The 24860-nt window shown below is 55.7% G+C and carries 35 protein-coding genes; 21 read left to right on the top strand and 14 right to left on the bottom strand.

Annotated elements, in window-relative coordinates; translation table 11 throughout:
- Positions 1-122 precede the first annotated feature (122 nt).
- The 4 genes from J2X24_RS22540 (at position 123) to J2X24_RS10665 (ending at position 1870) form a co-directional block, all read left to right on the top strand.
- Positions 123-641 (top strand): RipA family octameric membrane protein, encoded by a 519-nt coding sequence (locus J2X24_RS22540; RefSeq protein WP_245344607.1) that lies wholly within the window; start codon positions 123-125, stop codon positions 639-641.
- Positions 638-1045, top strand: coding sequence for a thermonuclease family protein (locus J2X24_RS22750; protein ID WP_310003320.1), 408 nt, complete (start codon positions 638-640; stop codon positions 1043-1045). Before J2X24_RS22540 ends, J2X24_RS22750 begins: the two co-directional genes overlap by 4 nt.
- Positions 1046-1127: 82 nt before the next feature.
- Positions 1128-1352: a superinfection immunity protein gene (locus tag J2X24_RS10670; protein WP_209720815.1), complete on the top strand. Its 225-nt coding sequence runs from the start codon at positions 1128-1130 to the stop codon at positions 1350-1352.
- A 113-nt stretch (positions 1353-1465) separates the two neighbouring features.
- Complete coding sequence (locus J2X24_RS10665; protein WP_209720812.1) at positions 1466-1870, top strand: hypothetical protein; 405 nt, start codon at positions 1466-1468, stop codon at positions 1868-1870.
- A 290-nt stretch (positions 1871-2160) separates the two neighbouring features.
- Here J2X24_RS10665 and J2X24_RS10660 read toward each other — a convergent pair whose 3' ends face one another.
- The 4 genes from J2X24_RS10660 to J2X24_RS10645 form a co-directional block, all read right to left on the bottom strand.
- Positions 2161-2466, bottom strand: coding sequence for a hypothetical protein (locus tag J2X24_RS10660; RefSeq protein ID WP_209720809.1), 306 nt, complete (start codon positions 2464-2466; stop codon positions 2161-2163).
- A 249-nt stretch (positions 2467-2715) separates the two neighbouring features.
- On the bottom strand, positions 2716-2859 hold the full coding sequence (locus J2X24_RS22930; RefSeq protein ID WP_425353175.1) for a DUF3761 domain-containing protein: 144 nt from the start codon (positions 2857-2859) through the stop codon (positions 2716-2718).
- A 288-nt stretch (positions 2860-3147) separates the two neighbouring features.
- A complete protein-coding gene (locus J2X24_RS10650; protein ID WP_209720804.1) occupies positions 3148-3591 on the bottom strand; it encodes a 4-fold beta flower protein in 444 nt (147 codons plus the stop codon).
- Positions 3592-3652: 61 nt separating this feature from the next.
- Positions 3653-3889, bottom strand: coding sequence for a helix-turn-helix transcriptional regulator (locus J2X24_RS10645; RefSeq protein ID WP_209720801.1), 237 nt, complete (start codon positions 3887-3889; stop codon positions 3653-3655).
- Positions 3890-4054: 165 nt separating this feature from the next.
- Here J2X24_RS10645 and J2X24_RS10640 point away from each other — a divergent pair, with 165 nt between their 5' ends.
- The 6 genes from J2X24_RS10640 to J2X24_RS10615 all read left to right on the top strand — a co-directional run bounded on the left by J2X24_RS10640 (position 4055) and on the right by J2X24_RS10615 (position 6752).
- Positions 4055-4423, top strand: coding sequence for a hypothetical protein (locus J2X24_RS10640; RefSeq protein ID WP_209720798.1), 369 nt, complete (start codon positions 4055-4057; stop codon positions 4421-4423).
- 9 nt (positions 4424-4432) lie between these two features.
- Positions 4433-4885: a hypothetical protein gene (locus tag J2X24_RS10635; protein ID WP_209720795.1), complete on the top strand. Its 453-nt coding sequence runs from the start codon at positions 4433-4435 to the stop codon at positions 4883-4885.
- 110 nt (positions 4886-4995) lie between these two features.
- On the top strand, positions 4996-5724 hold the full coding sequence (locus J2X24_RS10630) for a hypothetical protein (protein ID WP_209720792.1): 729 nt from the start codon (positions 4996-4998) through the stop codon (positions 5722-5724).
- Positions 5688-6113: a hypothetical protein gene (locus J2X24_RS10625; RefSeq protein WP_209720789.1), complete on the top strand. Its 426-nt coding sequence runs from the start codon at positions 5688-5690 to the stop codon at positions 6111-6113. Before J2X24_RS10630 ends, J2X24_RS10625 begins: the two co-directional genes overlap by 37 nt.
- Complete coding sequence (locus J2X24_RS10620) at positions 6114-6281, top strand: hypothetical protein (RefSeq protein WP_209720786.1); 168 nt, start codon at positions 6114-6116, stop codon at positions 6279-6281.
- Between the two features lie 63 nt (positions 6282-6344).
- Positions 6345-6752, top strand: a complete 408-nt coding sequence (locus tag J2X24_RS10615; RefSeq protein ID WP_209720783.1) for a winged helix-turn-helix domain-containing protein — start codon at positions 6345-6347, stop codon at positions 6750-6752.
- An 11-nt stretch (positions 6753-6763) separates the two neighbouring features.
- Here the strand turns inward: J2X24_RS10615 and J2X24_RS10610 are convergent, their stop codons facing one another.
- The 4 genes from J2X24_RS10610 to J2X24_RS10595 form a co-directional block, all read right to left on the bottom strand.
- Positions 6764-7459, bottom strand: coding sequence for a hypothetical protein (locus tag J2X24_RS10610; RefSeq protein ID WP_209720780.1), 696 nt, complete (start codon positions 7457-7459; stop codon positions 6764-6766).
- A 353-nt stretch (positions 7460-7812) separates the two neighbouring features.
- Complete coding sequence (locus J2X24_RS10605; protein WP_209720777.1) at positions 7813-8466, bottom strand: hypothetical protein; 654 nt, start codon at positions 8464-8466, stop codon at positions 7813-7815.
- Positions 8444-9022 carry a hypothetical protein gene (locus J2X24_RS10600; protein WP_209720775.1) on the bottom strand — a complete coding sequence of 193 codons (579 nt, stop codon included), beginning with the start codon at positions 9020-9022 and terminating at the stop codon, positions 8444-8446. Before J2X24_RS10600 ends, J2X24_RS10605 begins: the two co-directional genes overlap by 23 nt.
- A 231-nt stretch (positions 9023-9253) precedes the next feature.
- The gene (locus J2X24_RS10595) at positions 9254-10174 is read right to left on the bottom strand and encodes a DUF3800 domain-containing protein (RefSeq protein ID WP_209720772.1); all 921 of its coding nucleotides are present in this window, start codon (positions 10172-10174) and stop codon (positions 9254-9256) included.
- Positions 10175-10649: 475 nt separating this feature from the next.
- On the opposite strand from J2X24_RS10595, the gene J2X24_RS10590 reads away from it, so the two are divergent.
- From J2X24_RS10590 to ligD, 3 genes are all read left to right on the top strand, one after another.
- Positions 10650-11366 carry a restriction endonuclease gene (locus J2X24_RS10590; RefSeq protein ID WP_209720769.1) on the top strand — a complete coding sequence of 239 codons (717 nt, stop codon included), beginning with the start codon at positions 10650-10652 and terminating at the stop codon, positions 11364-11366.
- Between the two features lie 244 nt (positions 11367-11610).
- Positions 11611-11793, top strand: coding sequence for a hypothetical protein (locus J2X24_RS10585; protein ID WP_209720765.1), 183 nt, complete (start codon positions 11611-11613; stop codon positions 11791-11793).
- A gap of 152 nt (positions 11794-11945) precedes the next feature.
- The gene (gene ligD / locus J2X24_RS10580; protein WP_209720763.1) at positions 11946-13028 is read left to right on the top strand and encodes a non-homologous end-joining DNA ligase; all 1083 of its coding nucleotides are present in this window, start codon (positions 11946-11948) and stop codon (positions 13026-13028) included.
- 11 nt (positions 13029-13039) lie between these two features.
- Here ligD and J2X24_RS10575 read toward each other — a convergent pair whose 3' ends face one another.
- Positions 13040-13669, bottom strand: coding sequence for an SOS response-associated peptidase (locus tag J2X24_RS10575; protein WP_245344630.1), 630 nt, complete (start codon positions 13667-13669; stop codon positions 13040-13042).
- A 227-nt stretch (positions 13670-13896) separates the two neighbouring features.
- On the opposite strand from J2X24_RS10575, the gene J2X24_RS10570 reads away from it, so the two are divergent.
- Both J2X24_RS10570 and J2X24_RS10565 read left to right on the top strand, forming a co-directional pair.
- Entirely contained in the window at positions 13897-14205 is a 309-nt protein-coding gene (locus J2X24_RS10570) for a hypothetical protein (RefSeq protein ID WP_209720757.1), read from the top strand.
- Between the two features lie 57 nt (positions 14206-14262).
- Entirely contained in the window at positions 14263-14556 is a 294-nt protein-coding gene (locus J2X24_RS10565) for a barstar family protein (RefSeq protein ID WP_209720754.1), read from the top strand.
- Between the two features lie 43 nt (positions 14557-14599).
- Here J2X24_RS10565 and J2X24_RS10560 read toward each other — a convergent pair whose 3' ends face one another.
- The gene (locus J2X24_RS10560; RefSeq protein ID WP_209720752.1) at positions 14600-15319 is read right to left on the bottom strand and encodes an SOS response-associated peptidase family protein; all 720 of its coding nucleotides are present in this window, start codon (positions 15317-15319) and stop codon (positions 14600-14602) included.
- 79 nt (positions 15320-15398) lie between these two features.
- A complete protein-coding gene (locus tag J2X24_RS10555; protein ID WP_209720749.1) occupies positions 15399-15830 on the bottom strand; it encodes a DUF1810 domain-containing protein in 432 nt (143 codons plus the stop codon).
- Between the two features lie 284 nt (positions 15831-16114).
- Between J2X24_RS10555 and J2X24_RS10550 the strand changes: the two genes are divergently transcribed.
- The 6 genes from J2X24_RS10550 (at position 16115) to J2X24_RS10525 (ending at position 23693) form a co-directional block, all read left to right on the top strand.
- Positions 16115-16885 carry an ImuA family protein gene (locus J2X24_RS10550; RefSeq protein WP_209720746.1) on the top strand — a complete coding sequence of 257 codons (771 nt, stop codon included), beginning with the start codon at positions 16115-16117 and terminating at the stop codon, positions 16883-16885.
- Positions 16800-18317 carry a Y-family DNA polymerase gene (locus tag J2X24_RS10545; protein WP_209720743.1) on the top strand — a complete coding sequence of 506 codons (1518 nt, stop codon included), beginning with the start codon at positions 16800-16802 and terminating at the stop codon, positions 18315-18317. The genes J2X24_RS10550 and J2X24_RS10545 overlap by 86 nt, the downstream gene beginning before the upstream one ends.
- Positions 18314-21529 carry an error-prone DNA polymerase gene (locus J2X24_RS10540; protein ID WP_209720741.1) on the top strand — a complete coding sequence of 1072 codons (3216 nt, stop codon included), beginning with the start codon at positions 18314-18316 and terminating at the stop codon, positions 21527-21529. Before J2X24_RS10545 ends, J2X24_RS10540 begins: the two co-directional genes overlap by 4 nt.
- Positions 21530-21563: 34 nt before the next feature.
- Positions 21564-21758, top strand: a complete 195-nt coding sequence (locus tag J2X24_RS10535; RefSeq protein WP_209720738.1) for a hypothetical protein — start codon at positions 21564-21566, stop codon at positions 21756-21758.
- Positions 21759-21930: 172 nt separating this feature from the next.
- The gene (locus J2X24_RS10530; RefSeq protein ID WP_209720735.1) at positions 21931-22716 is read left to right on the top strand and encodes a DUF1353 domain-containing protein; all 786 of its coding nucleotides are present in this window, start codon (positions 21931-21933) and stop codon (positions 22714-22716) included.
- Positions 22717-22814: 98 nt separating this feature from the next.
- Complete coding sequence (locus J2X24_RS10525; RefSeq protein ID WP_209720732.1) at positions 22815-23693, top strand: hypothetical protein; 879 nt, start codon at positions 22815-22817, stop codon at positions 23691-23693.
- Between the two features lie 65 nt (positions 23694-23758).
- Here J2X24_RS10525 and J2X24_RS10520 read toward each other — a convergent pair whose 3' ends face one another.
- The 3 genes from J2X24_RS10520 to J2X24_RS10510 form a co-directional block, all read right to left on the bottom strand.
- A complete protein-coding gene (locus J2X24_RS10520; RefSeq protein ID WP_209720730.1) occupies positions 23759-24037 on the bottom strand; it encodes a hypothetical protein in 279 nt (92 codons plus the stop codon).
- A gap of 1 nt (position 24038) precedes the next feature.
- The gene (locus tag J2X24_RS10515) at positions 24039-24236 is read right to left on the bottom strand and encodes a hypothetical protein (RefSeq protein ID WP_209720726.1); all 198 of its coding nucleotides are present in this window, start codon (positions 24234-24236) and stop codon (positions 24039-24041) included.
- Between the two features lie 180 nt (positions 24237-24416).
- Positions 24417-24860 carry a DUF5681 domain-containing protein gene (locus J2X24_RS10510; RefSeq protein WP_209720723.1) on the bottom strand — a complete coding sequence of 148 codons (444 nt, stop codon included), beginning with the start codon at positions 24858-24860 and terminating at the stop codon, positions 24417-24419.

Here is a 24860-nt window from a genome sequence, read left to right as displayed (position 1 = left end):
CGAGTAACACCATGCGCAAATTGCGTTCCGCTAGTTGCCTGAATGGCTCAGAAGTGTGACGCTTTCCCACTGCCGGCTGGCTTAACGGATGAGGGGGCAATGTTCATTTGTGGGGGCAATCGATGAACGAAGCGGATCAGGGCGCTGAATTTAAGCGTGATCTGGAAATATGGGAGCGATTCGTGGAGGCGGCCCGTCGCGAAAAGGCATGGGCACACGAACGCCTAAACTGGCTGTTTGTGCCGCAAACTATTTTGTTCGCCGCCTACGGTCTATGCCTGTCCGGCAAGGCCGCCAACTATGTTGACCTAATTGATTGGGTGATCATTGCAATCCCGACAATGGGAGCTGCCCTGTCGATATTGGCGATGACTGGCGTTCATGCCGCGCGAATAATGTATGATGTCTGGTGGAAAAAAGTCCGCGAGATCGCATCACGATATCCTGACGAACTTACCTTCGGATCGCCACCGCACGGGCCCGGCAAAGTATCGAGCAAGCTGCCTTATTACATCTGCGCATGTTTCTTGGTCCCTTGGCTCTTGCTAGTAAGCTTTACCGTCAGTCAATACGGCGACAGGTACGCCTACCATCTTTCCAGAATGATCACGTGGATTGCCTCGCTGGGACCGACGGTGTGATCGCTTTTCTAGTCGCCGTCCTCACGTGCACGCCGATTGCTACAGACGGCGACTCGATCCGCTGCGGCGACGAGCGTATCCGCCTCCTCGCCATCGACGCGCCGGAGATGGGGCCGTGCCAGCCGAAGGGGCGTGTATGTGTCCCGGGCGATCCGATCCGAAGCCGTGACAGCCTAGCTAAGGCAATCAGCTTCGGAACAGTTGAGATCGAGCGCGTTGGTAAAGATCGCTACGGCCGGACGTTGGCGATTGTTACGTCAGTCGTAGGTAATCTATCCTGTCACCAGGTCGCGACGGGCAATGCAATCTACGTCCGCAAATGGGACAAATCCGACGCTATCAGAACGGCTTGCTATATCGCGCCGCAAGGCGAGAAATGTGGTGTACGTGGCGAGGTGGGATAAGCACGCGCGAATTGAAAAGACCTGCTACAGTGCCTTTTTCGATGAGTAGCAACTAGTACGGCGTAAGCCGCAAGGGGGGAATATGGGCGCCGTCTCAATTTGGCATATCGCTGCATTTTTTGTTCTGGTGATCTTGATACCGCTTTGGATCACGCCGGGATTGGTGGCCAACCACCGAAAGCACCCGAACGCACTGCCAATATGGTTTTTAACGATCTTTATGGGGTGGACCGTCGTTGGCTGGATCGCTGCCTTCATATGGGCCTTCGTGACCCCTTCTCAACGCCTTGACGACAAGGTCAATTAGTGCGGTGGCGAAGTGGGATGACGACGGGCGGGTGCGGCGAGTTTGCGCGTTCTAGTGCGATGACCCGCCGACTGTTTGACTCACGCTCCGATTGTCGGTGACAATGCCGAATCATGAATTTTGACCATTTCTTGGGTCTTTACCGCGACGAGCGGATTGACGATGTCATCGTTTGCCATCTCGAACAGCGAATTGCCGCCGCGATCGGTTGCGGGCGGGGACGTGTTTGGCTTTCCTTGGACACCGTCAAAAAACAGCGTGAGCATCACCCAGACTTAGATGAGGTGGATTACCGGGTCCTACCGCCATGCCTCGCGTTTGGCGAGTTGCGCCAGGACACTGACCGAACGATCATCTCTGTGTACTCAGACACGTATTTTCGAGGGTACAATTACCGCGCCTGCATCAAGGGGACGCGAGACGGACGAATATTTGTGACCTCGTTCAATCGCCTACGCGACAGCCACATGGCAAAACTTCGCCGCAAGGATCAGATCGTAATTCGCGAGCACCAATAAAAAAGCGGGAGCCGAAACTCCCGCTGCGTGAGGTAAGGCCTGTCCATGAACCCTACATTGCGCTCCCACCTAACCCGACAAGCTTAAACCGGATCAGGCAGTGCTACGGCCGACAGAATTTCACCGTGTCACTCACCCCTTGACCGTACCACAGGTTAGTCGTTCATCATAATCACGAATAGTGTTTCGCTATTCCGAACCTCACGCCCCTCGGCAACCTGGGCACCAGGCTCATTTGTTCCGATCTTTGAGACGCTCACGCATTGCAGCCGCTTGCTCCGCTGGGCTTTTCACGCGCCGCTGCGTGCGCTTTTCGGCCTTCCCTTCTCAGCCATGGCTAAAGCAAGCCGATAGGCCTTTTCCGGTGCCATCGGCGCCTCGGCGCGGGACCATGAGCGAGATTGTTCAGACTGGCCAGGCACAGGGAGGCGCTCCAACAAATCCGCCCAGTCTTGATCTGTGAAAGCGACCATGCGGCCGAACATGCGCCCTATTTGATACTTTTTCGCGAGATCGATGAGTTGTCGTTCCGTGCCCGGGAATAGCCCGTCATCGACAATTTGCTTCACAGATTTGACGCGGGGCCACTCAGTCATCTCCGGGCCACTTTCCTTCTAGCTGAGCTCTCTTCACGCCACTTCCGCATCTCATCCGGGTTGAGATCCAAAATTGAGTCCCAGGGATTGGGCTCCTCGATCGGCTGCATCGTCACGCCTGTTTCAAGCGTGGTCGCGCCATCCCGACCTTGGGTAATCCGAAATGGCACGCCAGCTTTGGCGAGACTTATCGCAATCGCGTGCAATGATGGTTTACGGGTCCTAGTCATTGGGCAGCCACCACATGCTTCAATAATAATATGCGACGCCGCCGTGCCACGAGCATGTACCTTGGCCCGTGCTAAAACTGCGCGTCCCGTCTGCGCACATAGCGGCATATTGCAGTTCGCGTTTTGCCTCTTGTTTGGGCGCAAATAGAAAACCAGCCAGCAACGCAAAACTTAGATAGCAGACAAGGTAGATAAGAGCGCCAGGAACACGAACAGACCGGAAAGCCGCTGCGAGCGATTTTATCCTTTGCCAAACATGAGCCCAATGCTTCGCGAGGGGTCTCGCGAGGCTGCAAAAAGTTGCAATCGCAAATACTATAAGCCAGATCGTAAACAAGATGCTTGCTAGGCCCAGAAGCCGCGTTTGTTCGCCGGCTGCTCTACAAGTGCCACGCGCGCTGCGTCCACTCCCCCGTTAGGCATGACGGATACCCTGAAAGCTCGCGGCATCTCAACTCGCTCCTCGTGCGAGCAATAGGCTGCACGGCTGCGTGCCAAACGAGTTGGATAGTGTCGGCTTGTATGGAGCGAACTCTTTAAAGGACTTGAAAGGCTTAAATTCCTTGAACGACTTAAACGGCTCAAACTGGGTCGTTCCTTGGCGTTCTTTTACCGAGCACGCCGCGTCGCCATTATGGTCCCAAACAACACCATCCGAAAACCAACCGAGGTGGTATCCGTTAAAGCCGTAGATATTGAAGCCTCCCGATTGTACAGGATCAAGATAAGCCACAGGCTTTCCGTTCCATGTGTAAATTGTGAGCCCGTCGTCTACGGCAATGTAGGCCGTTGCTTCGCCTGTACCATTGAACAAACTGATTTCATCCGCTGCTTGTGCTGTTTGGGCGCTAAATAGCGCCAGCACGGCAAGCATGAACCCCGACATGATCTTCATCCCGCCCCTCCATTTTAACTAAAGCTATAGGAGAACGCCGATATCATCAAGGCAACATGTCCTAACCGGGTGATTTAAGGCGCACGCCAACGCCGCCGCCGTTCTCGGGGATGAACTCTACTCCAGCTGTCTCCAAAGCGCGTCTAAGAGCGTCTAAAGTAGATGGAACGGGCTTTGCCGCATCCAGTTCAAAGTTGACGATCGTCCGCTTGCTCACACGACTGGCGTCGGCCAAGTCCTGCTGTTTCATATTTACGAGGGCGCGGGCCGCTCGACATTGCGCGCTAGATATATCCATGGCGTCACCATACCATGATCTGCACATAAAGTGCAATTATTCTCCTGAATGGCTACCTTTCGCATTGCACTTTAAGTGCAGATATGCCAAAAAGGGAAACAGGCCAGTGAGAGGCTGCAACCTCTCCACCGGCCCTAACCAAATTGATCGGAGAAGGATCAAATCATGGCTAATCTCACTCTTATCACCACCACGACTCCGCCCGCAACAAGCTGGCGTTCGTATGTCGCTAACGTCCGCGCCGATGCTATTGAGCCAGGCTCTACGGAGGTCGCTCAGTTCATGGCCGACAATCCCGGCGAGTTCGCTTCGGAAGCCGAGGCCATCGAAGCTTATCGCGCCGACCACGCCTTTCTCTGCCCGGTACTGGGCCACTGGTTCCGTTTCGAGGACGGCAAGGAAACGGCTGACGGCTGGGTTCATGTCGATGCCCCAACCATTGGCTACAACGACCCGGATTTCGATTACGGCAACTCGGACGCCGAAACCGTCCATAAGATTTACGAAGCCGGCTTCCTGATGGCTGCGGAATAGGAGGCGATCATGACTAAAAGCACTCGTCGCAGCATCCTTGCAGCTCTGCCTTTTTTCGGAGCGCTCGCCGCTGCCCCAGCCCCCGCCCAAGCGGCGCCCTCGCTGGACGATGCCGACGCCCTGCAACACCACATAGACGCCATCAAGCGCTTATCGGGCGGAAAACTGAATGTTGTGGGGTTCTACGCTCTCGCCGCCAAGTCACGTAAAGTGAGCCGCGCTGAAGCCTTGACCGAAAGCAAGGTTGCTTTCTGGCAGGATCGATACCCGCCTGGGGAACTGCTATTGCTCGGCAACGGCCACACGGTTCGCATCGATTATAGCGACGCGGTAGACGCCGATGAATTGGCCCCAGGATGGCCGGGAAGCCCCTGCGTAACGATGGTAAGCGCAGACGGGACCCAACGCGTCCGGACGCTCGCCTGCCACCTCCCGCACAACATTATTGGCCGCGTTCTCTAGCCACATCAGCGCCCGCCAGCGCTAACCGAGCCAAGCGGGCGACCTTTCCAGTTATCCAGCCCCGCGCGCCTCCGAGCGCCAGCGCGGCCCCATGCCCGAAAGGCACGACCATGACCAAGCAACCTGCAAACCCCGTCCTGATCCAACTGCACGACGACGGCGCCCACCTCATCAACGAAGGCGACGACCACGGCGCTCTTTCCCCCGCCTGCCTCGACCTGATAATATCTCACCGCCGCGCTTGCCGCGAAATGCTGGCCGCAATGAGCGCCGCCGATCACCCAGGCGAGCCGACACCGGACGAGCAAAAGCGGCTCAACGAAACCGACGAGGCGGAGATGATGGGCGCTCTTCGTCTCGCATATCATCGCCTGTCGAACGGCAACAACGCCGATAAAATCGCCATTGAGCTTCATGCGGGTGAGTTCGCGTCGCGCTCGGAGTTGCTTCATAACCTGATCCCGATACCCGACAGCCTCGTCATTACATTGGCTGAAGCCGTCACGGCCGACCCAGCCCGCGCAATGGCCGGGCTTCGCCGTCGCAATGCTTCCGACTTCGCGACCGTTGAGGCCAAGATCAGCGCTTTTCAGGCCTGCGACCAAGCTTGCGAAGCCAGCTATGCGGCTATGGACAAGGTGACGGGGAAGCTGCGTACAAGGATGCAGAGGCGCGGACAGATTACCTCATCAAACAGCTTGCCGAAGCTGCAAACGCCATCCGAGACCACAGGTGCGCAACCGCAGCCGAGGCAACGGCAATACTCGTTTTCGCGGCAGGCTCGCCCACATTTCAGCGTGAGGTGTTCGAACACGGCGACGACGCCGAGGCCTTCCTAAAATCCCTCTGTCACTTCGCAGCACCGGAGGCCGAGGAAGAGCCTACGATCACCACTGAAAACGGCGGCAATATCTGGGACCTGATTAACGCCCATAAGGAAGCTTTCGCACGCCGCAATGAAGTGGCGGAAGCTACGTTGAAAGCGCCTGACTACGACGAAACGCAATATGCACCAGCGGCGCGGGCCGAAGAGGTTGCGGCTGTGGAATTGGTTGCCGCGAGTTTGGAGGGCAGCCAGTACGTCACCGAGCAGGTCAACAGCTATTACCGCACCGCTGAGGATGCCAAGGAAACCGGCTTCCTTGACCACCTGTGGGAAATGCCTCGCGAACCCATCCTGGCCTTGCGCGCCTATTACCGCGCCAATCCTGCAGGGACCGGGCAGTAAATGCGCAGCCACCACGACCACCGGCAAAGCGGTGCGTCGACGGCTCCGCACGCCTCACAGGCCGGCCAGGAGCATCGCTCAGGCAGCGGACCGAGAGACAGGCGCCCAGACGCCTACACCCTGCCCGACGACTACGACAGCGCCCCAAACACCGCCCTGCCGTTCTAACCGACCACGACAACTAGGCGGGCGCACCGAGGCCCGCCGTTTTTCCATTTGAGGATTGCCGAAATGGCAAGACATGACGCCACAGGAAGGCGCAAAAGCGGCCCGCCGTTCGTCAGGCTGTTCTACTACCTGATGGATAGCCCGGCCTGGCTCGCCCTGATGCCGTCTGACCGCGCCGTGCTAATGCAGATCATGCGCCGGTACAACGGCGAGAATAATGGCTATCTCGGCGCATCGATCGACAACCTTGCTTCAGAGTGCAACATTCGCCCCAACACTGCATCGGAGGCCGTCAAACGGCTAATCGCCGCGGGCTTTGTCGAGAAGGCCCAGGAAGCGGCCTTCTCCCGAAAGGATCGAAAGGCGACCCAGTACCGGTTGACGTGCTTCAAATGCGACCGCACGGGCGCGGCCCCAAGCAACACGTTTCGACGAACTGTGATATTGGGCATCGCCCCTCCGGCAGGCTAAAACCCAGCAGCCTATGATACAGGACACGTTGCCAGGAATTGGCTGGCTCCTGCCCATGACTCGGTGAAGTTCGCGTCTAGCTTATCCAGGTCCGCTATTGCGTCGGGGTCGTTGGATGGCTTGGCCTTCCATTGCGCCAGATTGGCTTTGAACGTGCTAAACGCCGCGCCGGCTTGCTTCAGCTTGGCGCAGGCGCTTGGTTTGTCGCCGGCAGACCGTGCTTCGGCGCTGGCGGATATTGCTGTTGAATATTGCCCCATTAAAGTCATGGCCTCATTGAGCTCGGCGAAATCCTCGACGTAGCCATGTGAAGCAACCTCGCCATTACAAATCCCATCAACCATTTCGGGCATCAGTGTTTTCAGGTCAGTTATTTTTTCATTGACCTCAGCAAAGCGCGACAAGTCCTTGCCTTCTGCCTTGATGCGTTCGTTGAGAACATTGATAGCCTTGATCGCTACTCCAGCCTGGGCCTGCGTCTTCTTGGCGCTTTCACATGCTTTTAGTTGATCTGACCCCGAAAGCTCTACAGTTGTGCTCATCAACGAGAACAGCGGCAAGACATCCCTATTCAGAATGTCGTCGAACTCCCTCAAGTCAGCAGCAACCCATTCTTTGCCCTGGCTTTCGGCGTAACTTGGTACCGTTGCTAAGAACCCGCCGCACACGGCCAGGCCAAAACAGAACGTTGCAAATAGCGTTTTCATATCCCCCCCCTCAGAAAGTACGACGACCGTAGGCGGTGCACTTTAGTACGTCAAGACTCGCCGCCGCCGAGCAACAATGCGGATGGAGGGGCGGTTTGTCCCTGAGTAGAACAGCGTGCGCAGTTGGCTTAGTTTCGTTACAGATCCGGGCTTGGGCGAACATCGATATTTAGAACACGGTATCGGTTGAGGCTGATGACGGTATCGGTTTAGGCGGGTCAAATCGTCAAAAACAGGCTCACGGTAGCCTTAAGCGATACCGTCAGGGGCTATTCACACTTTCCCACGGTATCGGTTGAGGGGGGTACATATACATCTAGCCATAGGCAGGTAGCGAATTATGCCCGGAGGTTTTATTTCTCATCCCATTCAATTTGGAAAGTGCCGCCCAAATCCTCGATCGCACGGATCACGAGCTTAGGGATCACGATTTTTCCGCCCCCTGAAAAGTAAAAGGAAGTATTATTAGCTTTGTCATAGTGCGACCGCATTATTCCGAGCCTTTTCATCCGAGCACAAATCGACGACATCACTTGCGAACTCTCACGCGGCGTCCGTGCGCGTGAGTCTCCATAGGTATAAATTGCGTTGAAGATCGATGTTGTTGTTACGTCGTGGAATCGCTTGGCTATCTCCTTCTTGGGAACACCCTGAAGATGAAGGGTATTGATAATAGCTAGATCAGACTTGCTCCACGTGCGCCGGGCTACGTGAATATTTAGACGATTGATCCTTGCGCGAACGCCCTCCCTACTGCGTTGTTTAAGACGCTGCACGATGGCGTCGTAATTGGGATAGTGGTCACGGAGGATATTGTCTTCCCAAGGCTCCCATGATCGAACGGACGACCCGAGGCAAAGCTTGCGAGCTCGCGTCTTAACGGCAGCATAAGTGCGTCGCACTAGGAGCTGTTGCAGATACTTATATTTCGGCGCGTGAAGACGAATTAATTCGTCTTCCTCAGGCGTCCACGGCGGAAACGCTTTAGTCAGGCCATATCGGGACAATTCTCCCTCCCAGTATCCTTAAAGCATGAGAAATTGCTTTCCAGTCGTATTTCCTCGGGCGCGTCCAATATGTCTTCCGGTTGGTCCAAACATTCAAATCTGCCGGACTGTCTCCATTGTCGAAGTTTCGGTCGCGGATCATATCCACAATCGGCATCCCTGTTGGCCTTGGACGCCGTCTTGGGCGCCGCACGCCGAGATGGTTCGCCTTTGAATAAACTTGCTGCTTATTTTTGTTGTCGAGGCTTTGAATTATTTCAGACATTGGAGCGCCACCCTTATACGGAGGCGGCATCTTCTCTTCTTCGGTGAGCGACCACACGCGTCGTGGCTTGACCAAGCCAAGCTTACGCGCACGTTCCTGCATTGCCCTTTTTGTTCTTCGGATCAGTACACCGGAAAGGTGCTCATAATTCGGGTAATGTTTGAGGAGCTCCGCGTTTTCTTGATCAGTCCACAGCGGCTGCCCTGCCAGAGTGCAGCCCGTCTTGTGCATATGGCGATGAATGATGGCCTGGTTTCGGAAGGCCTTATCGATGAAACGCGAGTCATACATCGGATCACTCCGTGTGTGCTGCCCTAGCAGGTGCATGAAGCCACGATTCGGGAGTCTATTCATCTATGCAGTAGCGTAATTTCCAGTCCGCAAATCGTTCCGTAATAGTGCGTTGACAGCGCGACTCCCGCATGGGATTCTATCAATGGTGGTTCGCCGGAACCTCCGGGGCCAAGTTGATTGGCGTCCGTGTAGCACGGTCGATACTGAGATTGACCTAAAGGCAGCGGATTAGACCGGCCCGGGTTCCACCACTTTTTGCCACCACTGCTTGGGGTAGCCGCAGTGTCGGAATATCGCCCGTTTCGAGTCTGGCACTTCGAAACGATCCAGTTTACCCCAACTGGGAAGAAGTTTTAGACCATAACCGGCTATAGCTTTTGTCTCAGGCTCGAGCGCGAGACGGGGAACCAATATTTTAGCGTAGGTAGGATCAGGTTCGGACGTGTGTCTTGCATCCATAGCGCGGAAGAACGCGCTGGCTGTGATATCTGCCAGCTTTAAACCTGGCCGAAATCTATGGCTGTAGACATGTAGAAGCCTCCGATCCATTGTTCTGAAATCGACATGGCCCCACGGCAGGTATAGGTCCTTGGTTCCGCCCGCACTCTTGATATTTATGAAATCGTAGTAGGCTTGCATCTGCGTGTAGCGCAACCCCCCTCGCTCGCTGTACTCCAGCCTGATCTTTCCGATTTCTCCTGTTTTCTTTCGTGAGTGCTTGGAAACATAGTCGGTCATGCGCTCCAGCAATACCCGTGTCATCCAGCAATAGTACCAATTGTCCGGAGGCGACATCAAAGTTCGTGGCCAAGCCCGCGGGTTAACGTAACCCTCCATATTTTGCTTATTGGAGGCGACGACGAAGCAGCGAACATGTTTCTCGGCCAGAATCTGGCAGACCTGCCGTTTACGATCTGCCGTCAATGTCTTGAAATGCAAATCTTTCATTTGCGAACTATTCATCGCGACCATCATTTCAGACACCCAGTCTGAAACGGAACTCTCAAGGTCAGCTGGCACGAGCACACCGGCTATGACGAACCACTCGCTCGCGCCATTCGCGCTGCGCGGCCAAACCTTACTTAGACCTGGATCCCCAGCTTCATCGATGTAGGCGACGTACTGGTAGGAGGGCGACTCGGGGCTCATTACAAAGAACTCTACCACTGCGAGCGGAGAGTCAACCTGCGAGAACTGCTGCCTCCAGCTAAGCAACTAACGGGCTGAACAGCATCTACAATTTACACCAGGATGAATATGATTTGATCCATGTAGGGATGGAACACGCCAGGAGGCGGTTATGGACGCAAATCTAGGCCGCCTCCACCGTGTCGCCCCGCCACAGTCAAAGAGCCTCGGCAGAGATGCCGGGGCTTTTCATTTAAATCGCCGCTAAGGCCATTTTCCGAGTCGTACAGACTCAAGTCGGGCACTTTCGCACCACGACGCCAGATATCAGACGCTGCCGTGTACGGGCTCCCTGAGTCCGGAGGAGAATTGCACGCTTGGTACCTGAGTTGACGGGTTGGTGTCAGAGCATAGCGATGGCTCCGTTAGCACTTCTTGCAGACACTAGAGGCACCCTCTAATGTCCCTCCCTTAATCGCTCGACATGGGGGCAAACTTGACTTCAACTTGGAGAGAGTATCAGCAAGAAGCTTGTGATTTTTTTCACAAACTTGGTTGGGATGCGGCCACTGATGTAGCGGTTCAGGGGGTAAGAACTAGCCACGACATCGACGTGCTCGTGAACATTGATCACGCTGGATTCAAAATCACTTGGGTAGTCGAGTGTAAAGCTTGGAGAAGACCTGTAACTAAACTGCATGTCATGGGGCTGAGAGAAATAGTCCATGATATTGGTGCGGATCGAGGTATTTTGCTGGCAGAATCCGGCTTCCAAAGCGGAGCACTGGAAGCATCAAATTTTACGAATGTGCAGGTTACCTCCCTTAAAGCTCTAAAGGTCAGCACAAAGGACGAGGTAAATTCTTCTGGCCTTAAAAACTTGCTAGGAAAGCTTGAAAAGGCTAGCTATGAGTATTGGGAAATACCTAAAGAGGAGAGAATTAATCATAAACTGAGATCTGGCGGTCCAGGCCAATACTATCCTGGGATCGCTGTCATCCAACTTTCTCGCGACTTCTTAGGGCAAGCCTTGCGTGGCGTTTTTCCGATACAGGTCGGTGGAGCTGCCCAAATGTTTGCCGGAATAGCCTCGCTGCCAACCAAATTTGAGACAGTGGAAGAGGTTATTCACTATATGACTCCGTTAATCGATGATTTTGAGTTACGCATATCAGACGTGTACTCCAGGTTAGATGGTGCTAGGGGATTATGAACGGTATCTGAGCCGTTCCTATGTGGATAAGCCTATTTTGTAGCCGGGGAACGCATCAGTATTTTACGTCCGCCATAACATAGGTTGCTCGTGCTTTCGAGCACGCGGCGGGCTGGCTCCACTCGTCCCCCTTGATAAGGCCTGCCCGTCTACTCTTACCACTTCCGGCTCCGGCCGGCTTTTTTGTGTCGGACAGGCTGACAGTGGCAACCCACCTCAGAGGCTACGCGACGAATGACTTCGCATGACCAATTTGCCAGCGATCTCGAGCATCCCCGAAAGCATCAAGACGCAGCGCATGGAGTTGATGAGCGGCAGCTACCACAAAGACACCCGCGCGCTGGTCTGCGAACGCCTTCGTTATCTCGCCAAGGAGGCGAAGTCACCCCTAACCGAAATGGACAGGATCGACCAACAAACCAGCTAATGTGAAATCCCGACTGAGAACTTATGCCTCCCCTGTCATCGTTTCAGCATCTCGGAAAATGCGAGACGACCAATGCAGAACGCTACCTGACGCCGCAACAATGTGCGTCGTGTTTACCTGGCCGTCCTCGCTCTTTTGAAAGGCAGGATGCCGTGCCCGATCAATCCCGCAATATTGTTGCTAAGAACCTGGCAAGTTCGTCCAAGGCACCCGGTTTCGAGTCATTGGAACTCGCGACATTAGCGGACGCGGTGCCGCAAGGCCCTGAATGGGTGCACGAGGTCAAGTTCGATGGCTATCGCACTTTGGCCGTGATCGATGCCGGCAAGGTCACCATGTACTCGCGATCCGGCTTGGATTGGACGCGCAAATACCGAGCGCTGGCGAAGCTCCTACAGGACCTCGATGTGGAAAGCGCGGTCATCGATGGGGAAATCGTAGCACTAAATGAGCACGGCGCTTCCAGCTTCTCAAAACTGAAGGACGAGCTTGGCGCCGAGCGTAGCCAAAACCTGCAATACTACGTCTTTGATCTTCTGCATCTGAACGGACAGGATCTAAAGAAACAGACGCTCCTCGAACGCAAAGGCCAACTGGAAAGATTGGTGAAAGGGCGCGATCTCAACGACCGCATCATTTACAGCGAGCACTTCGCGGAAAACCCAGACTTCCTGCCGCACCTCTGCAGCCTGGAAATGGAAGGCTTGATCTCCAAGCGGATCGACTCAACCTATACCGGCAAGCGGTCGAAGGCGTGGCTGAAGGTCAAGTGCCACAAGCGACAAGAGTTTCTGATCGTGGGTTACACTGACTCCAAGGCAGGGCGGGATTTCCGCTCGCTCCTTCTCGGCTATTACGACCAGGGCCAGCTCAAGTTCGCTGGCAAGGTCGGCACCGGCTTCAATCAGGACAGCCAGGCAGAAATCATGGCCAAGATCGAAGGGCTATCCGTCATCCCGAAGCCGTTCAAAAAGCTCCCGCCCGATGTGGGCCGCGGAACCTGGATCGAGCCCAAGCTTGTGTGCGAAATCGAGTTTACCGAATGGACGCCGGAAGGCCGGTTGCGGCACCCGTCGTTCCAAGGCCTTCGCGAAGACAAGAAGCCGGAGAGCGTTGGCCGGGATAAAGAAATGCCAGTCGGCAAAGCTGTGAAGGCGGCTAAGGCAGAGGTTGCAAAGGAAGCACCCCGGCGCCGGCATCCGTCAGCACCTCTGAAAGGCCCTGAGTCAGCCTGACGTACCTTCTGCTATGCGACTTCCAGGGAAAAGGCGTCGTCTTTCCAGCTGGAAAAGACGTCAATGTCATCTGACCCATTAAGCCAGGCTTTCCACTCCTGCGGATCGATGACGACCGGCTCGCGGTCATGTACCTCCAACATGCGAGGGCCAGGCGCGCGGGTAAGCATGGCGCAAGAAAGAACCGGACCATCTAGCGTCACCGCATGATCATAGATACCAGCCACGCCCATGGGCTTGCCATCCGCTCTGGTGATAGCCACCCGCTGCTTTTTCTTCGTCTTGCCGAAAAGCCCGTTGCTCGCCGGAAGCCACTCAAAATAGCGTTCCATCGGAATGATGACGCGGCGCTTCTTTGCCCATGGTTTGGCAAAAGCCGGAGCCGTTTCAACAGTCTCAAGCCTGGCGTTCATCGTGTTAAAGGACCAGTCGGCGATGTGGCCTGAAAAGGTAGAGGGTATCAACCCCCATCGCATTTCAACGGGGGCAAACTGACCTTCGCGATTTTTTGCCAGCACTGTCACGTTACGGCTCGGGTGCATATCATTATCCGCTTGCTTCAGGTTCGCGAACGGCGCCGGCAGGTCAAAATAGCCCGCATAAATCGCTAACTCTGCTGGGCCGCCATACCTGCCACACATACCCACGCTCACTATCCTTCTGCACTTTGCACCGGATGCATATATCCAGCGCGAGAACAAAGATAGAACATTTTGGCGGATTGGCAAGGCACGGATGTGCGACCACATATCACCGGCATATGACCCCGACTGAAATCTTACGGGCTTTTGAGAATAATGGACGCTTCATTGCCCCGAAGAAAGCGCGGGCGGTCATGGCAGTACGCCCTTCCACAGAGGGACGACCGATGACTGTAATGTCTCGGGATATCAAAGCCGCGCACAATGAACAGACCATTCTCGATGTCGTTCGCAGGTTCCAGAAATATCAAATCCACTTGGTCGAAGCGCGAGCCGCGATTATGCCGGCGTTCGGCGTGACCAGCGACGATTGCAGCAGGCAGGGTCTGGTCGATTATCTCGACTCGATCCTTGATCGCGTGCACAGCCAGGAGATCGATGCAGAGACTGCCGCTTCAGATATCTGGGAAATGGCTCAAGCCTCTCAGTCTGGCAATTCAGATTTGGATTGGCTGTTGGAGATCGGAGCAGAGTAGCCAGTAATAGTCGGCCAGCTTGTTGACTGCGACGCTATCTCTGGTGATGTTGGAAATATGCAAGAGATCGTAATTGATTGTGCAGGCGTCAGATCGACCGAGGAGTTTTGGCAGCGTTACCTGGACGCTGTGAAACCTGAAGGTGCCGGCATGTTTGGCCGGAATCTTGACGCCTTTTGGGATGCGATCGAAGGCGGTGGACCAGGTTGGCCTGGGCACGCCTTACTCGTCTTCACACACGTCGCCCAGCTATCTGAGCTACGAACGCAAACTAGTCATGCTTCATTTCTTACGGCCCTCAAGACCATTGCGGACGAAGCAACTGCAGTGCGCATCAAATTCATCGATTAGCCCGCCAGGGTACCGATCAAAGCGCTTTTTCATGGTCTACAACCTAGAATAACGAGCCTTGTTCGGGCTGCGCTTTCGGTATTGCCTCAGCTTTAGCTTTTGGCTCTTTGAACTCCGCCGTACGAGGATGCTCCCGGCTAAAGCTGATGATCTTCAGCGACCCATCCGGCAAGGTCTGCTGCATATCCGGGATTTCGGCGTTGGGGATGGTCATCCAACGGTCAATTTCCTCCGGCGTTCGAAGGATCACCGGCATTGCCTTAGGATGATGTTCGAACACCTCCGCGTTGGCATCGGTCGTCAGGAAAGCGAAGACATCGCAGGTTACCTGACCTTCCTTCACCATCCGCACGCCGGTCCATGGGGTCCAGGCGCCAGCGAAAAAGGCCAAAGGTTCGTCTTCGCTGAGCGCAAACCAGGCATTGGTTGTCTTGCCGTCAATGGTCGTTGGTTCAGCGAAGCTTGTGAACGGCACTACGCATCGGTTTTCGACGCCCATCCATTGCTGCCAATGCTTGATCTCGGGGCGGCGAACATTCGTTGTGCCTTTATTGTAGTTTAGCGTCGCGACGTGCTTATCTGGACTTGGCAAACCCCAACGCGCCATTGCGAGTTCGCGACCATTGGGACCATTGCGCACGATAGGGGCTGGCTTATCGGGATAGACACCTGGCAGCGGTGGGAAATTGATCCCGCTGTTCATGGCCTTTGCCATGGCAACGATGGCGGCCGCGCCTACGAGTTCAGAGTAGAGATTGCACATGTCCCGCTCGCAGCAGCTACGATTATACCGAGGTTAAACGCGCCTGGCCTGTCAACGCAAGGCCGGAACTGGATCGATGTTAGGCTAGCAGTTGGAGAGTGGCTGTGTCGCGCTGTCCACCGCACCATTTGTCGAGCGCCAGAGCAAAGACGTTGTCCGGTGTTTTGGCCGCGCGTTCGAAGAGGGTCATGGAGGATTTGAACTTCATATCGTCTGGCGATCCAAACAGGGCATTTAGTGAGCGTGCGGGTGCATTTGTCGCCGCGACAGTGGCCGCGTCGAGCCGTTGGCCTAGTATAGGATGGTCGAGATAAGCACGCGCCTCAGCGAGTGACGACAAGCCGTAATACTGCGCGGTAGACGATCGGCCCAGGCCGCGAAGCTGAGGAAAAATGAACCACATCCAATGTGTTTGCTTCCGGCCCTGGCGAAGTTCGGCCAAGGCGCTTTCGTAACTGCTTTCCTGAGCGTCCACGAATCGCTTCAGGTCTAATGGGTCATGCTGCGCCATAGAGCTCGCCACTGGTTCACGGGTAAGATGGTCGAGCGATAGTCCCGTGTCGGATAAATTTCGATGCTTTTCCACAACTTGTCATTTGGTGGGCGGTAAGCATCTAAAGCCTTATGCCATCAGCGAAAACGTTGAGCCTAAAGCTCTAGAGCACGTAGAGTAGGGCTCTGGGGTTGTGGCAGGTTCAACCAAGGTACTATTGACACCTTGCGGAATTTGAGAACAAAAAGCGAACATACTTTCACTTAACCCCGAGACGAGATGCTTCAGAAGGAATCATACCCGTGTCCCCGCAGTCCAAGCGTACCACCAGAGCCGAGCTTGCCGATCTTAGAGATCGTATCCGCAAGCTGGAAAACAACTCTGTACGCCCTCGGACCTACTTGCCATTTCATGTCCCGGAAATCGATCATCGCTTGCCGGGCGGCGGCCTTGCTTTAGGAGCTTTGCATGAAGTTGCCGGCGGCGGATCGGGAGCCATTGACGGCGCCGCTGCGGCTGCCTTTTGCGCAGGGATTGCGGCGCGCACTGGCGGACAGGTTATGTGGTGCCTGACAAAAGCTGACCTCTTTCCCGCGGGCATAGCCCAGGCCGGACTTACGCCGGATCGGTTGCTTCGCGTCGTTGTCGATGATGACAAGACACTTCTGCTGGCTTTTGAGGAAGGCCTGCGCCACGGATCGCTTACCGCTGTTGTAGCCGAGGTCTCCCGGCTCGATATGACAGCGTCCAGGCGCTTGCAACTCGCCGCGGAGAGCACCGGTACATTAGGCTTGGCTCTGCGACGTTGGCGCCGTGAAGTCGACGCAGCTGATTTCGGCCATCCAACAGCCTCACGTACCCGCTGGCGGGTGACAGAGATCATGCCTAAGGAGTTGCCGGTTGCCGGTGTTGCTCGGGCAAGATGGGCCGTCGAACTGATGCGGGTTCAAGGCGCCGAGTGCGCAGATTTCATTTTGGAAGCGTGTGATGAGCAGGGTTTTGTCGCTCTACCTGCCGTATTGGCCGACCGATCGGCTACGACGGGCTTTGGGACCGGCCGCGCCCGCGCGTGATGTCCCTTTAGTGCTCAAAGGCGTCGAACGCGGCAAACGTGTCGTCACGGCTGCTGACGACCTGGCGCAACAGATTGGCGTGCGTATCGGGATGCCGGTTACAAAAGCACAAGCGCTTTTCAACGACCTCGTGCTGATGGATGCCGACAAAGACGAGGACCGGTCAGCACTTGAACGTTTGGCGTTGTGGGCACTGAGACTTTCTCCTGTCGTTTCAGCCGATCCGCCGGACGGGCTTGTCATAGATACGACTGGCGCTGACCACTTACACGGTGGCGAACATCAAACGGTCAGGCATGTGCTAGACCGCCTTCAGGAAACCGGCATTACAGCCATAGCGGCACTTGCTGATACCTGGGGTGCTGCCCATGCGCTCGCGCGTTACGGTCGCAAGGCCATTACGATAGTTCCGCTTGGCGAAACGGCAAACGCGCTTCTGCCATTGCCTGTATCCGCGCTAAGGCTTCCTGGTACACTTGTCGAAACGTTGCACACCCTGGGCTTCGACCGGATTGCCGATCTTGTGTCTCAGCCTCGAGCGCCCTTGCAATTGCGCTTTGGCCCTGAGCTTGGCCGGCAGTTAGACCGGGCTTTCGGTCGAGAGAATGAGCCTATCCCGTCGGCGCGCGAGGTCGAGTACATCGAGGTGCGCAAAGTGTTCGCAGAGCCCATTGGCGCGCCTGAGACCTTGCAGCGATACACCCGTAAATTAGTTGAGCAGTTTTGCGATGCGTTGGAGGTCGCCGGTCTTGGTGCCCGGCTGGTCGATCTCCTATTCTACCGGGTAGATAATCACGTCGAGTCCATTCGGATTGGCACGGCAAGGCCGTCACGCGACATTAAACAGCTATCCCGCCTCCTCATCGACAAGATCGAAACCGTAAATCCGGGTTTTGGTATCGAAGTTATGACCCTGACTGCGACCTTGGCCGAGCCGTTGGAAGCCCATCAGATCGCGTCTGCTTTGACCGAGAATCAGCGGCCTGATGTTATCTCGCTTGTCGATGTCCTTTCCAATCGCCTAGGCGATCAGGCCGTTACCAGGCCGGTACCCGTCGCCAGTGATCTGCCAGAGCGTAATGTACGCTGGGCCGGCGCCGAGGTTGCCGTGACACAGACTTGGGCGGACAGCTGGAAGCGACCGACACGGCTATTATCGCCGCCCGAGCCTGTGCAAGTCATGGCTCTGCTGCCTGACCATCCGCCTGTCGCTTTCACCTGGCGCGGTCAACGCAGACGGATTGCCCAGGCGGACGGTCCTGAGCGCGTCTTTGGCGAATGGTGGAAGCGCGATCCTGAGTTAGAAAGCGTCCGTGATTATTACTACGTCGTGGACGAGACCGGTAAGCGCTATTGGCTGTTCCGCGACGGCGACGGCGAGTACGACGACACAGGGAGCCAGGGCTGGTACATGCATGGCCTGTTTGCATGACAGCCTATGCCGAACTTCAGGTCACGACCTACTTTTCATTCCTGCGCGGTGCGTCGTCGCCTGATGATTTGTTTGCCACCGCCAAGGCCTTGGGTATCAGCGCATTAGGGGTTGCCGATCGTAATAGCCTGGCGGGAATGGTCCGGGCCTATGTGGCGGCAAAAGAGCATGGTGTCCGGCTTATCGTCGGATGCCGTCTCGACCTGAATGATGGATCTTCTATCCTTGCCTATCCTATCGACAGGGCAGGCTATGGCCATCTGTGCCGCTTGCTCAGCCTCGGCAAATCCCGCGCTGGCAAAGGTGAATGTGATATCGGCTGGGATGATGTCGGGCTCTACGCTGAAGGTCTAATCGCTGTCTTGGTGCCAGAACAGGCCGATGACACAACGGCGCTGCAATTGCGCAAGCTAAAGGAGATGTTTGCAGACCGTGCCTATCTCTCCCTGACACTCCGCCGCCGGCCAAACGACCAGGTCCGGTTGCTGCAACTGTCCAACCTCGCATCAAGTTTCAGCGTCCCTACTGTCGTGACAAACGATGTGCTGTTTCATGATCGGTCACGGCGCAAGCTTCAGGACGTGCTCACCTGCGTCCGGCATGGAACGACCATCGATGATGTAGGGTTTAAGCGCGAACGCCATGCGGACCGGTACCTGAAGCCGCCGGAAGAAATGGCGAGACTGTTTCCGAAATACGCTCACGCCCTTCAGCGCACCATCGAGATTATGAACCGCTGCACCTTCTCCCTGAAGGAGCTGGATTACCAATATCCAGAGGAAAAGGTGCTGACCGGAATGTCGGCCATGGATGCCTTGAAGCGCTACACCTGGGAGGGCGCCAAAGCGCGCTATCCCGAAGGCGTCCCCGATGAGGTGATCACTAACCTGACGCACGAACTGAAGCTGATTGAGGCGCTGAATTATGCGCCTTACTTCCTGACGGTTCATGCCATCGTCCGCTACGCCCGTTCGGTCGGCATCCTCTGCCAGGGGCGCGGCTCGGCTGCCAATAGCGCTGTCTGTTACGTCCTTGGCGTCACATCTATCGATCCGGCGCGCAATAACCTGCTGTTTGAGCGCTTCATATCCCAGGAGCGCGCGGAGCCACCCGACATCGATATCGACTTCGAGCACGAGCGCCGGGAAGAGGTCATTCAGTGGATCTACAAGACCTATGGCCGCGAGAAGGCCGCTCTGACCGCCGTCGTCAGCCGCTACCGTACCAAGGGGGCGTTGCGGGACGTAGCAAAAGCGCTGGGGCTGCCCGAAGACATGGTCAAGACGATTACGGGCGAGGTCTACGGCTACTGGAAGGAAGGCCTGAGCCTTGAGGAGATTGCGGCCGCCGGCATCAACACCAAAGACCGCCGCATCCGCTTGACGCTGGAACTGGCAGAGCAACTGAAGGGGGCTCCACGCCACCTATCTCAGCATCCAGGCGGGTTCGTACTGACCAACGATCGATTGGATGAACTTGTGCCCATCGAGCCCGCACGCATGAAGGACCGGGCCGTCATAGAGTGGGACAAGGACGACATTGATGTCCTGAAATTCATGAAGGTCGATGTCCTGGCTTTGGGCATGTTGACGTGCATGGCGAAGGCAATGGACCTACTCCAAGGCCATAAGGATCTAAGCCTGGAGCTTGCAACAATACCGGCTGAGGACCCACGCACCTACGCTATGATCCGCAAGGCCGATACGTTGGGCACATTCCAGGTCGAGAGCCGAGCGCAGATGTCGATGCTGCCACGGCTCAAGCCTCGCAGTTTCTACGACCTGGTTGTGCAGATTGCCATTGTCCGGCCAGGACCAATTCAAGGTGACATGGTGCACCCATATTTGCGGCGCCGGGAGGGCAAGGAGCCCGTCACCTATCCATCACCGGAGTTGGAGCGGGTTTTGTCTAAGACCCTCGGCATCCCGCTTTTCCAGGAGCAGGCCATGCAGGTGGCCATGGTGGCCGCGGGCTTCACTGCCGGCGAGGCCGACCAGTTGCGGCGAGCTATGGCGACTTTTAAGCACACGGGCGGTGTCGTGAAGTTTCGTGAACGCCTGATAAGCGGGATGCTGGGGAACAACTACACCCTGAATGATGCCGAACGGATATGTGACCAGTTGGAAGGGTTCGGGTCCTACGGCTTTCCAGAGTCGCATAGCGCCTCTTTTGCCCTGATTGCCTACGCGTCCTGCTGGATCAAATGTTGGCACCCTGACGCCTTCTGCTGCGCCTTGCTGAATAGTCAGCCTATGGGCTTCTATGCCGCGGCGCAGATTGTCCGCGATGCCCGCGAGCATAACGTCGAGGTCCGGCCGGTCTGCATCAATGCCTCCCGATGGGACTGCACGCTGGAACCGACACAGCATGAGGGACGGTTCGCCGTTCGCCTGGGCTTTCGAATGGTCAAGGGCCTCAACAATGCGCACCTGGCTTCAGTCGTCGCGGCGCGCATGAACCGGCCTTTTGTATCGATTGACGACCTGTGGCGCCGGTCTAAGGTCCCAACCGCTACCCTTCTGAAGTTGGCTGACGCCGACGCCTTTCTGCCGTCGCTGAAACTGCCCAGGCGTGACGCCAAGTGGGCGATTAAGGCCCTTCGAGACAAACCATTGCCTTTGTTCGCTTCATTGGCTGACAAGCTGGACGAGCCGGTGCCAGAGTTCGAAGAGGATGCGGTGCAGCTAAGGGCGATGACCAAAGGCGGCAATGTCGTCCAAGACTACAACCATATCGGCCTGACACTACGGGATCACCCTGTGTCTTTCCTGCGTAGAGATCTGGCGAGCCGCAGCATTTTGTCATGCCGGCAGGCGAACGAGGCGAAAGACGGCAAGTACGTCCAAGCTGCTGGGATGGTGCTGGTTAGGCAGCGGCCAGGCTCCGCATCAGGCGTTGTTTTCATCACGGTGGAAGATGAAACGGGCGTCCTCAATGTCATTGTCTGGCCTAAGGTCTTCGAGCAGTTTCGCCGGGCCGTGCTGGGTAGCACGCTCATGCTCATCACAGGCTACTTGCAACGGGAGGGGGAGGTGGTTCACCTGATTGCCAGGAGCATTGTCGATCTGTCGCACGAACTATCCTCCATCGGGGACATGGACGAGCCCGTAGATGTGCGCCTGAGCCGCGCGGATGAGTTCAAATATGGTCCGAAGGGAAGCGACAGACGGGTGCAGGAAGCGCCACTTCAAAAGTCCCGGAACTTTCACTAAACTGCCCTACTCACAGCCTTATATGGGAGTTGGCATGGCGAGCCCCGAAGACGAAGCCTTTAAGCTACGGTTCTTTGCCGCCGTACAGGACAAGGTTGCAGCGCTTCAGGATCGCGATGGGTTGCCGTCCGTTCAAGCGAAGGCTAGGGCGCATAAATTGCGCGTACAGGTAAACTTGATTGGGCAGGGCGTTCCGGCAGCGAGTTTGAAGCTAGACGCGAAATTCTAAGCCAACTGGTGGTCGTGATCTCGGCCGGTCTAGCCAACAGTGCGCCTTCATCTCGGTCAAGCCTGCCGGACGATGCGTTCAGGCTCAATAAAGCACTTCAAGAATAACGACGTTAACTAAACGTTGACACAAACGGGCCGCCCGCTAGAGTTGCAAGCAGGGAGGCGTCATCATGATTATTCGTTCTGTAGCCTTTGGGATTTTTACGTCCGCATTTATTTTTTGCGCTCCGGCAATAGCAAAGGGTAGGTTCACGGGCGAAATCGTTGCCAAATGGTTGCCGGACGGCATCCATATGGAACTGACACAGCCGATTACCTACACCGATAGCCGCGGAACAGATTGGCCAGTGCCAACAGGCAGCATGATCAACGGGGCGTCGATCCCACCATTTTGGTGGACCTCAGTTGGCAGCCCGTACACAGGGCGATATCGCGACGCATCAGTCATTCACGATTACTATTGCGACGTCCGTGTCCGGGAAGACAAGGAAGTTCACTATATGCTCTACGATGCAATGCTCACGTCGGGTGTGGAAAAATTTCGAGCAAAATTAATGTATGGCGCCGTCCTTGTTGGCGGGCCGAAATGGGATATGCAAGCTGTGCATAACGCTCGCCTTGCATCCCACATTCCAGCTGCAAGCAGTGGTGGGTATTGTCGCGCGTTACTGGGAAAGAAAATATGCGTACCGATTATTGGATACAAGGTTGATGGACCACGCGACATTGTAAAGTCTGGTCACGTCAAAAGAAACCTTACAAGCAAGGAAATAAATGAAGCGCTCGCGCTCGAGGTTACCGATGACATGTCCCTGGAGGACATAGAAAAGTTGGTCCAAGAGTATAAAGCGAAGACAATAACGGTTACAGGTAATCGCCGCTTGCTTCTTCATGAGCTTGACAAGTTCGATATCGAAAATTCCCCAGAGCCCAGACAGGCCGCGGGCGGCGGCTGAAGGCCATTTCAGATAATTGCGATGGCTCGCAACTACCAGAAAAGCGTCGGGCCGATCGTCACTTGGTAAAGGATCAGCATAGTTGAAGGGGCGCAACAATGATCACTGGAATGATTAACGATGTCAAAGAGAAATGGCAGCAGCTATCTACCACGAACCGCATTGCTACGATTGGAGTCGTAGTAACCGCACTGGTAGCAGTTGTCCCCTTTTTGCTCCCGGATAAACCGAAAAGTGCGATTGCCGACGAAAGTGTAAATAGCCTAACCATCGTCAAGCAAGCGCCAGAGCCGTCGCCTAGTGGTTCAGAGGCAGCGTCCGAACGGAGTGATGGTAGTCATCCTTCATCTGTATCTCCCGCCGCGCTCGAACAACAGAACGAAGCTGCAGATTCCGTAGTTTCGGAAACTCGTCACGTCTCCACCCCTCCCATTCAGGCAAGTAGTGAACCGCCAAAAGCTGTACCTCAGCAGGCCGCGCTAGTTGACGAGAAACGTCGCACATTCTTCACGCCTATGAGTTCGGCAGATCCTAACGCGCCTTTGCAGGTCGAGGTGGCGAACTACGTTTACATTCGCGCCCTATCCAATCAGCGTGTGCGGGTCAGTTTGAAAATTAAAGGGAATGGAAGGGCGGTAAAAATTTTCGCGGCGACCGATCCGCAAGATGTCAACGACCGCCTTGTAGGATGGTCTCTTTCGACGGACACTGGTAAGTCGTGCCCCATTTCTAACCAAATGAATGGAATAACGGTTCACAGAGAGAATAACTTCGCCACTGAGTTTGGGAGGATGGTCACCCTTGGCCCGTCAGCTTCCATTGTTGTGCCTATTGGGGCATCATGTAGGGGTGACTTGACAGATGAGTTTATGCTGAACGTCCGAATTTATACGCTCCCAGTGGACGCGACCTCTACAAATCAATTGCGCAGCTACGATTTTTACAGCTCCCCTATCTCCGCACAAATGGCTGAGTAAGGGACGCATAATGGGCGGAGACCGCGCCCCCGAGAACCGGGTACTCCTGGTGAAGGTAGAGCGTGTCAACACGACAGGCGGTTTGAAACGCGTTCGACGTCCGAGAGTCCTCGCAGTGGCTCACCAATCCAGCGCATGATGCCGGATATCATCTTTGCACGCTCAAACTGCGCGTTCGTTGGAAGAGCCCGCTCGAAAGCCCTCAGTTCCGCACTGTCCGGATTTGCCGTGGCCATTTGGCCCCAGGCAATAAGCAAATCGAGATGTTCGTCTGAAATGTCGGCAAGAGTTCCTTCGCGCGAGCCTTCAAGAGCTCTTATGCGCTTTTCCATTTGTGTGGCCACATCATTCTCCTGCGACCAGTAAAAGGTAGCGGTCTATTGCCGCATTGACCGCAGAGTTGCCGATCATCTGCCCGCCGAGAACTTCACCCCGTTCGCCGTCATTGCCGACGCACGCCAGCCATTCGCACAGCAGCGCTTCGCCACTATCGGCGTTGCCCGCCTCCAAAGTACGCAGCCTCCTATCAAGTTTCTGGTTCATCGGAATAGTCCTCGTATCTGCGTATCTCAGGGTTCCATTTCACGGCGCGCAGGTTTCGTTCGCCGATGAGTCGGCCGTGGTCATCGTAGACGGGCTCCACAATGGTACGGATAATCACAAATCTATCGTCCATTCCTTTCGATGCCTCCAGCTTGCCGATACGGCTCTCTAAATTGCTCGTCATTTCGCTGCTTGCTCCAATTTTGCCAGTCGCGCTTCAAGCTCAATGGTCTCAATGGCTTTGCGCTTTACTTCCAGAACTGACGAAATAGAGACCGCTTCCTCAGGTGTCACTTCGCCGCCCGCGACCGCTGACATAAGGGCCTGCAGCGCCTTCACGATGTCGCGGCTTGTATCAACTCCCGGTATGTCGAATGTCACTGTGCGCCCCTTCCTGGGTGGAGCCAATCGATCCATGCACAGGCGTAGAGCCGCCGCATCGCCAGCCAGCGCCATTTCAATTGCTTTGCGCCCAAGCGCCTCTGCCTCGCCCTCCAAAAGCGCTTCAATTGCCAAGGTTGCCTTGTGGCGTGCTCCTTGCGGGCGCCCAGGGTTACCAGGCCCAAACCGGCCAGCCGTTGTTCGTCCGTTTTTTCGGGTTTCGTCGAGATGTTCGTTCGACAT

The organism is Asticcacaulis solisilvae (assembly GCF_017875235.1).
Taxonomy (GTDB): domain Bacteria; phylum Pseudomonadota; class Alphaproteobacteria; order Caulobacterales; family Caulobacteraceae; genus Asticcacaulis; species Asticcacaulis solisilvae_A.
The sequence above is the reverse complement of the archived record's forward strand: the minus strand, read 5'-3'. Positions and strand labels throughout refer to the sequence as shown.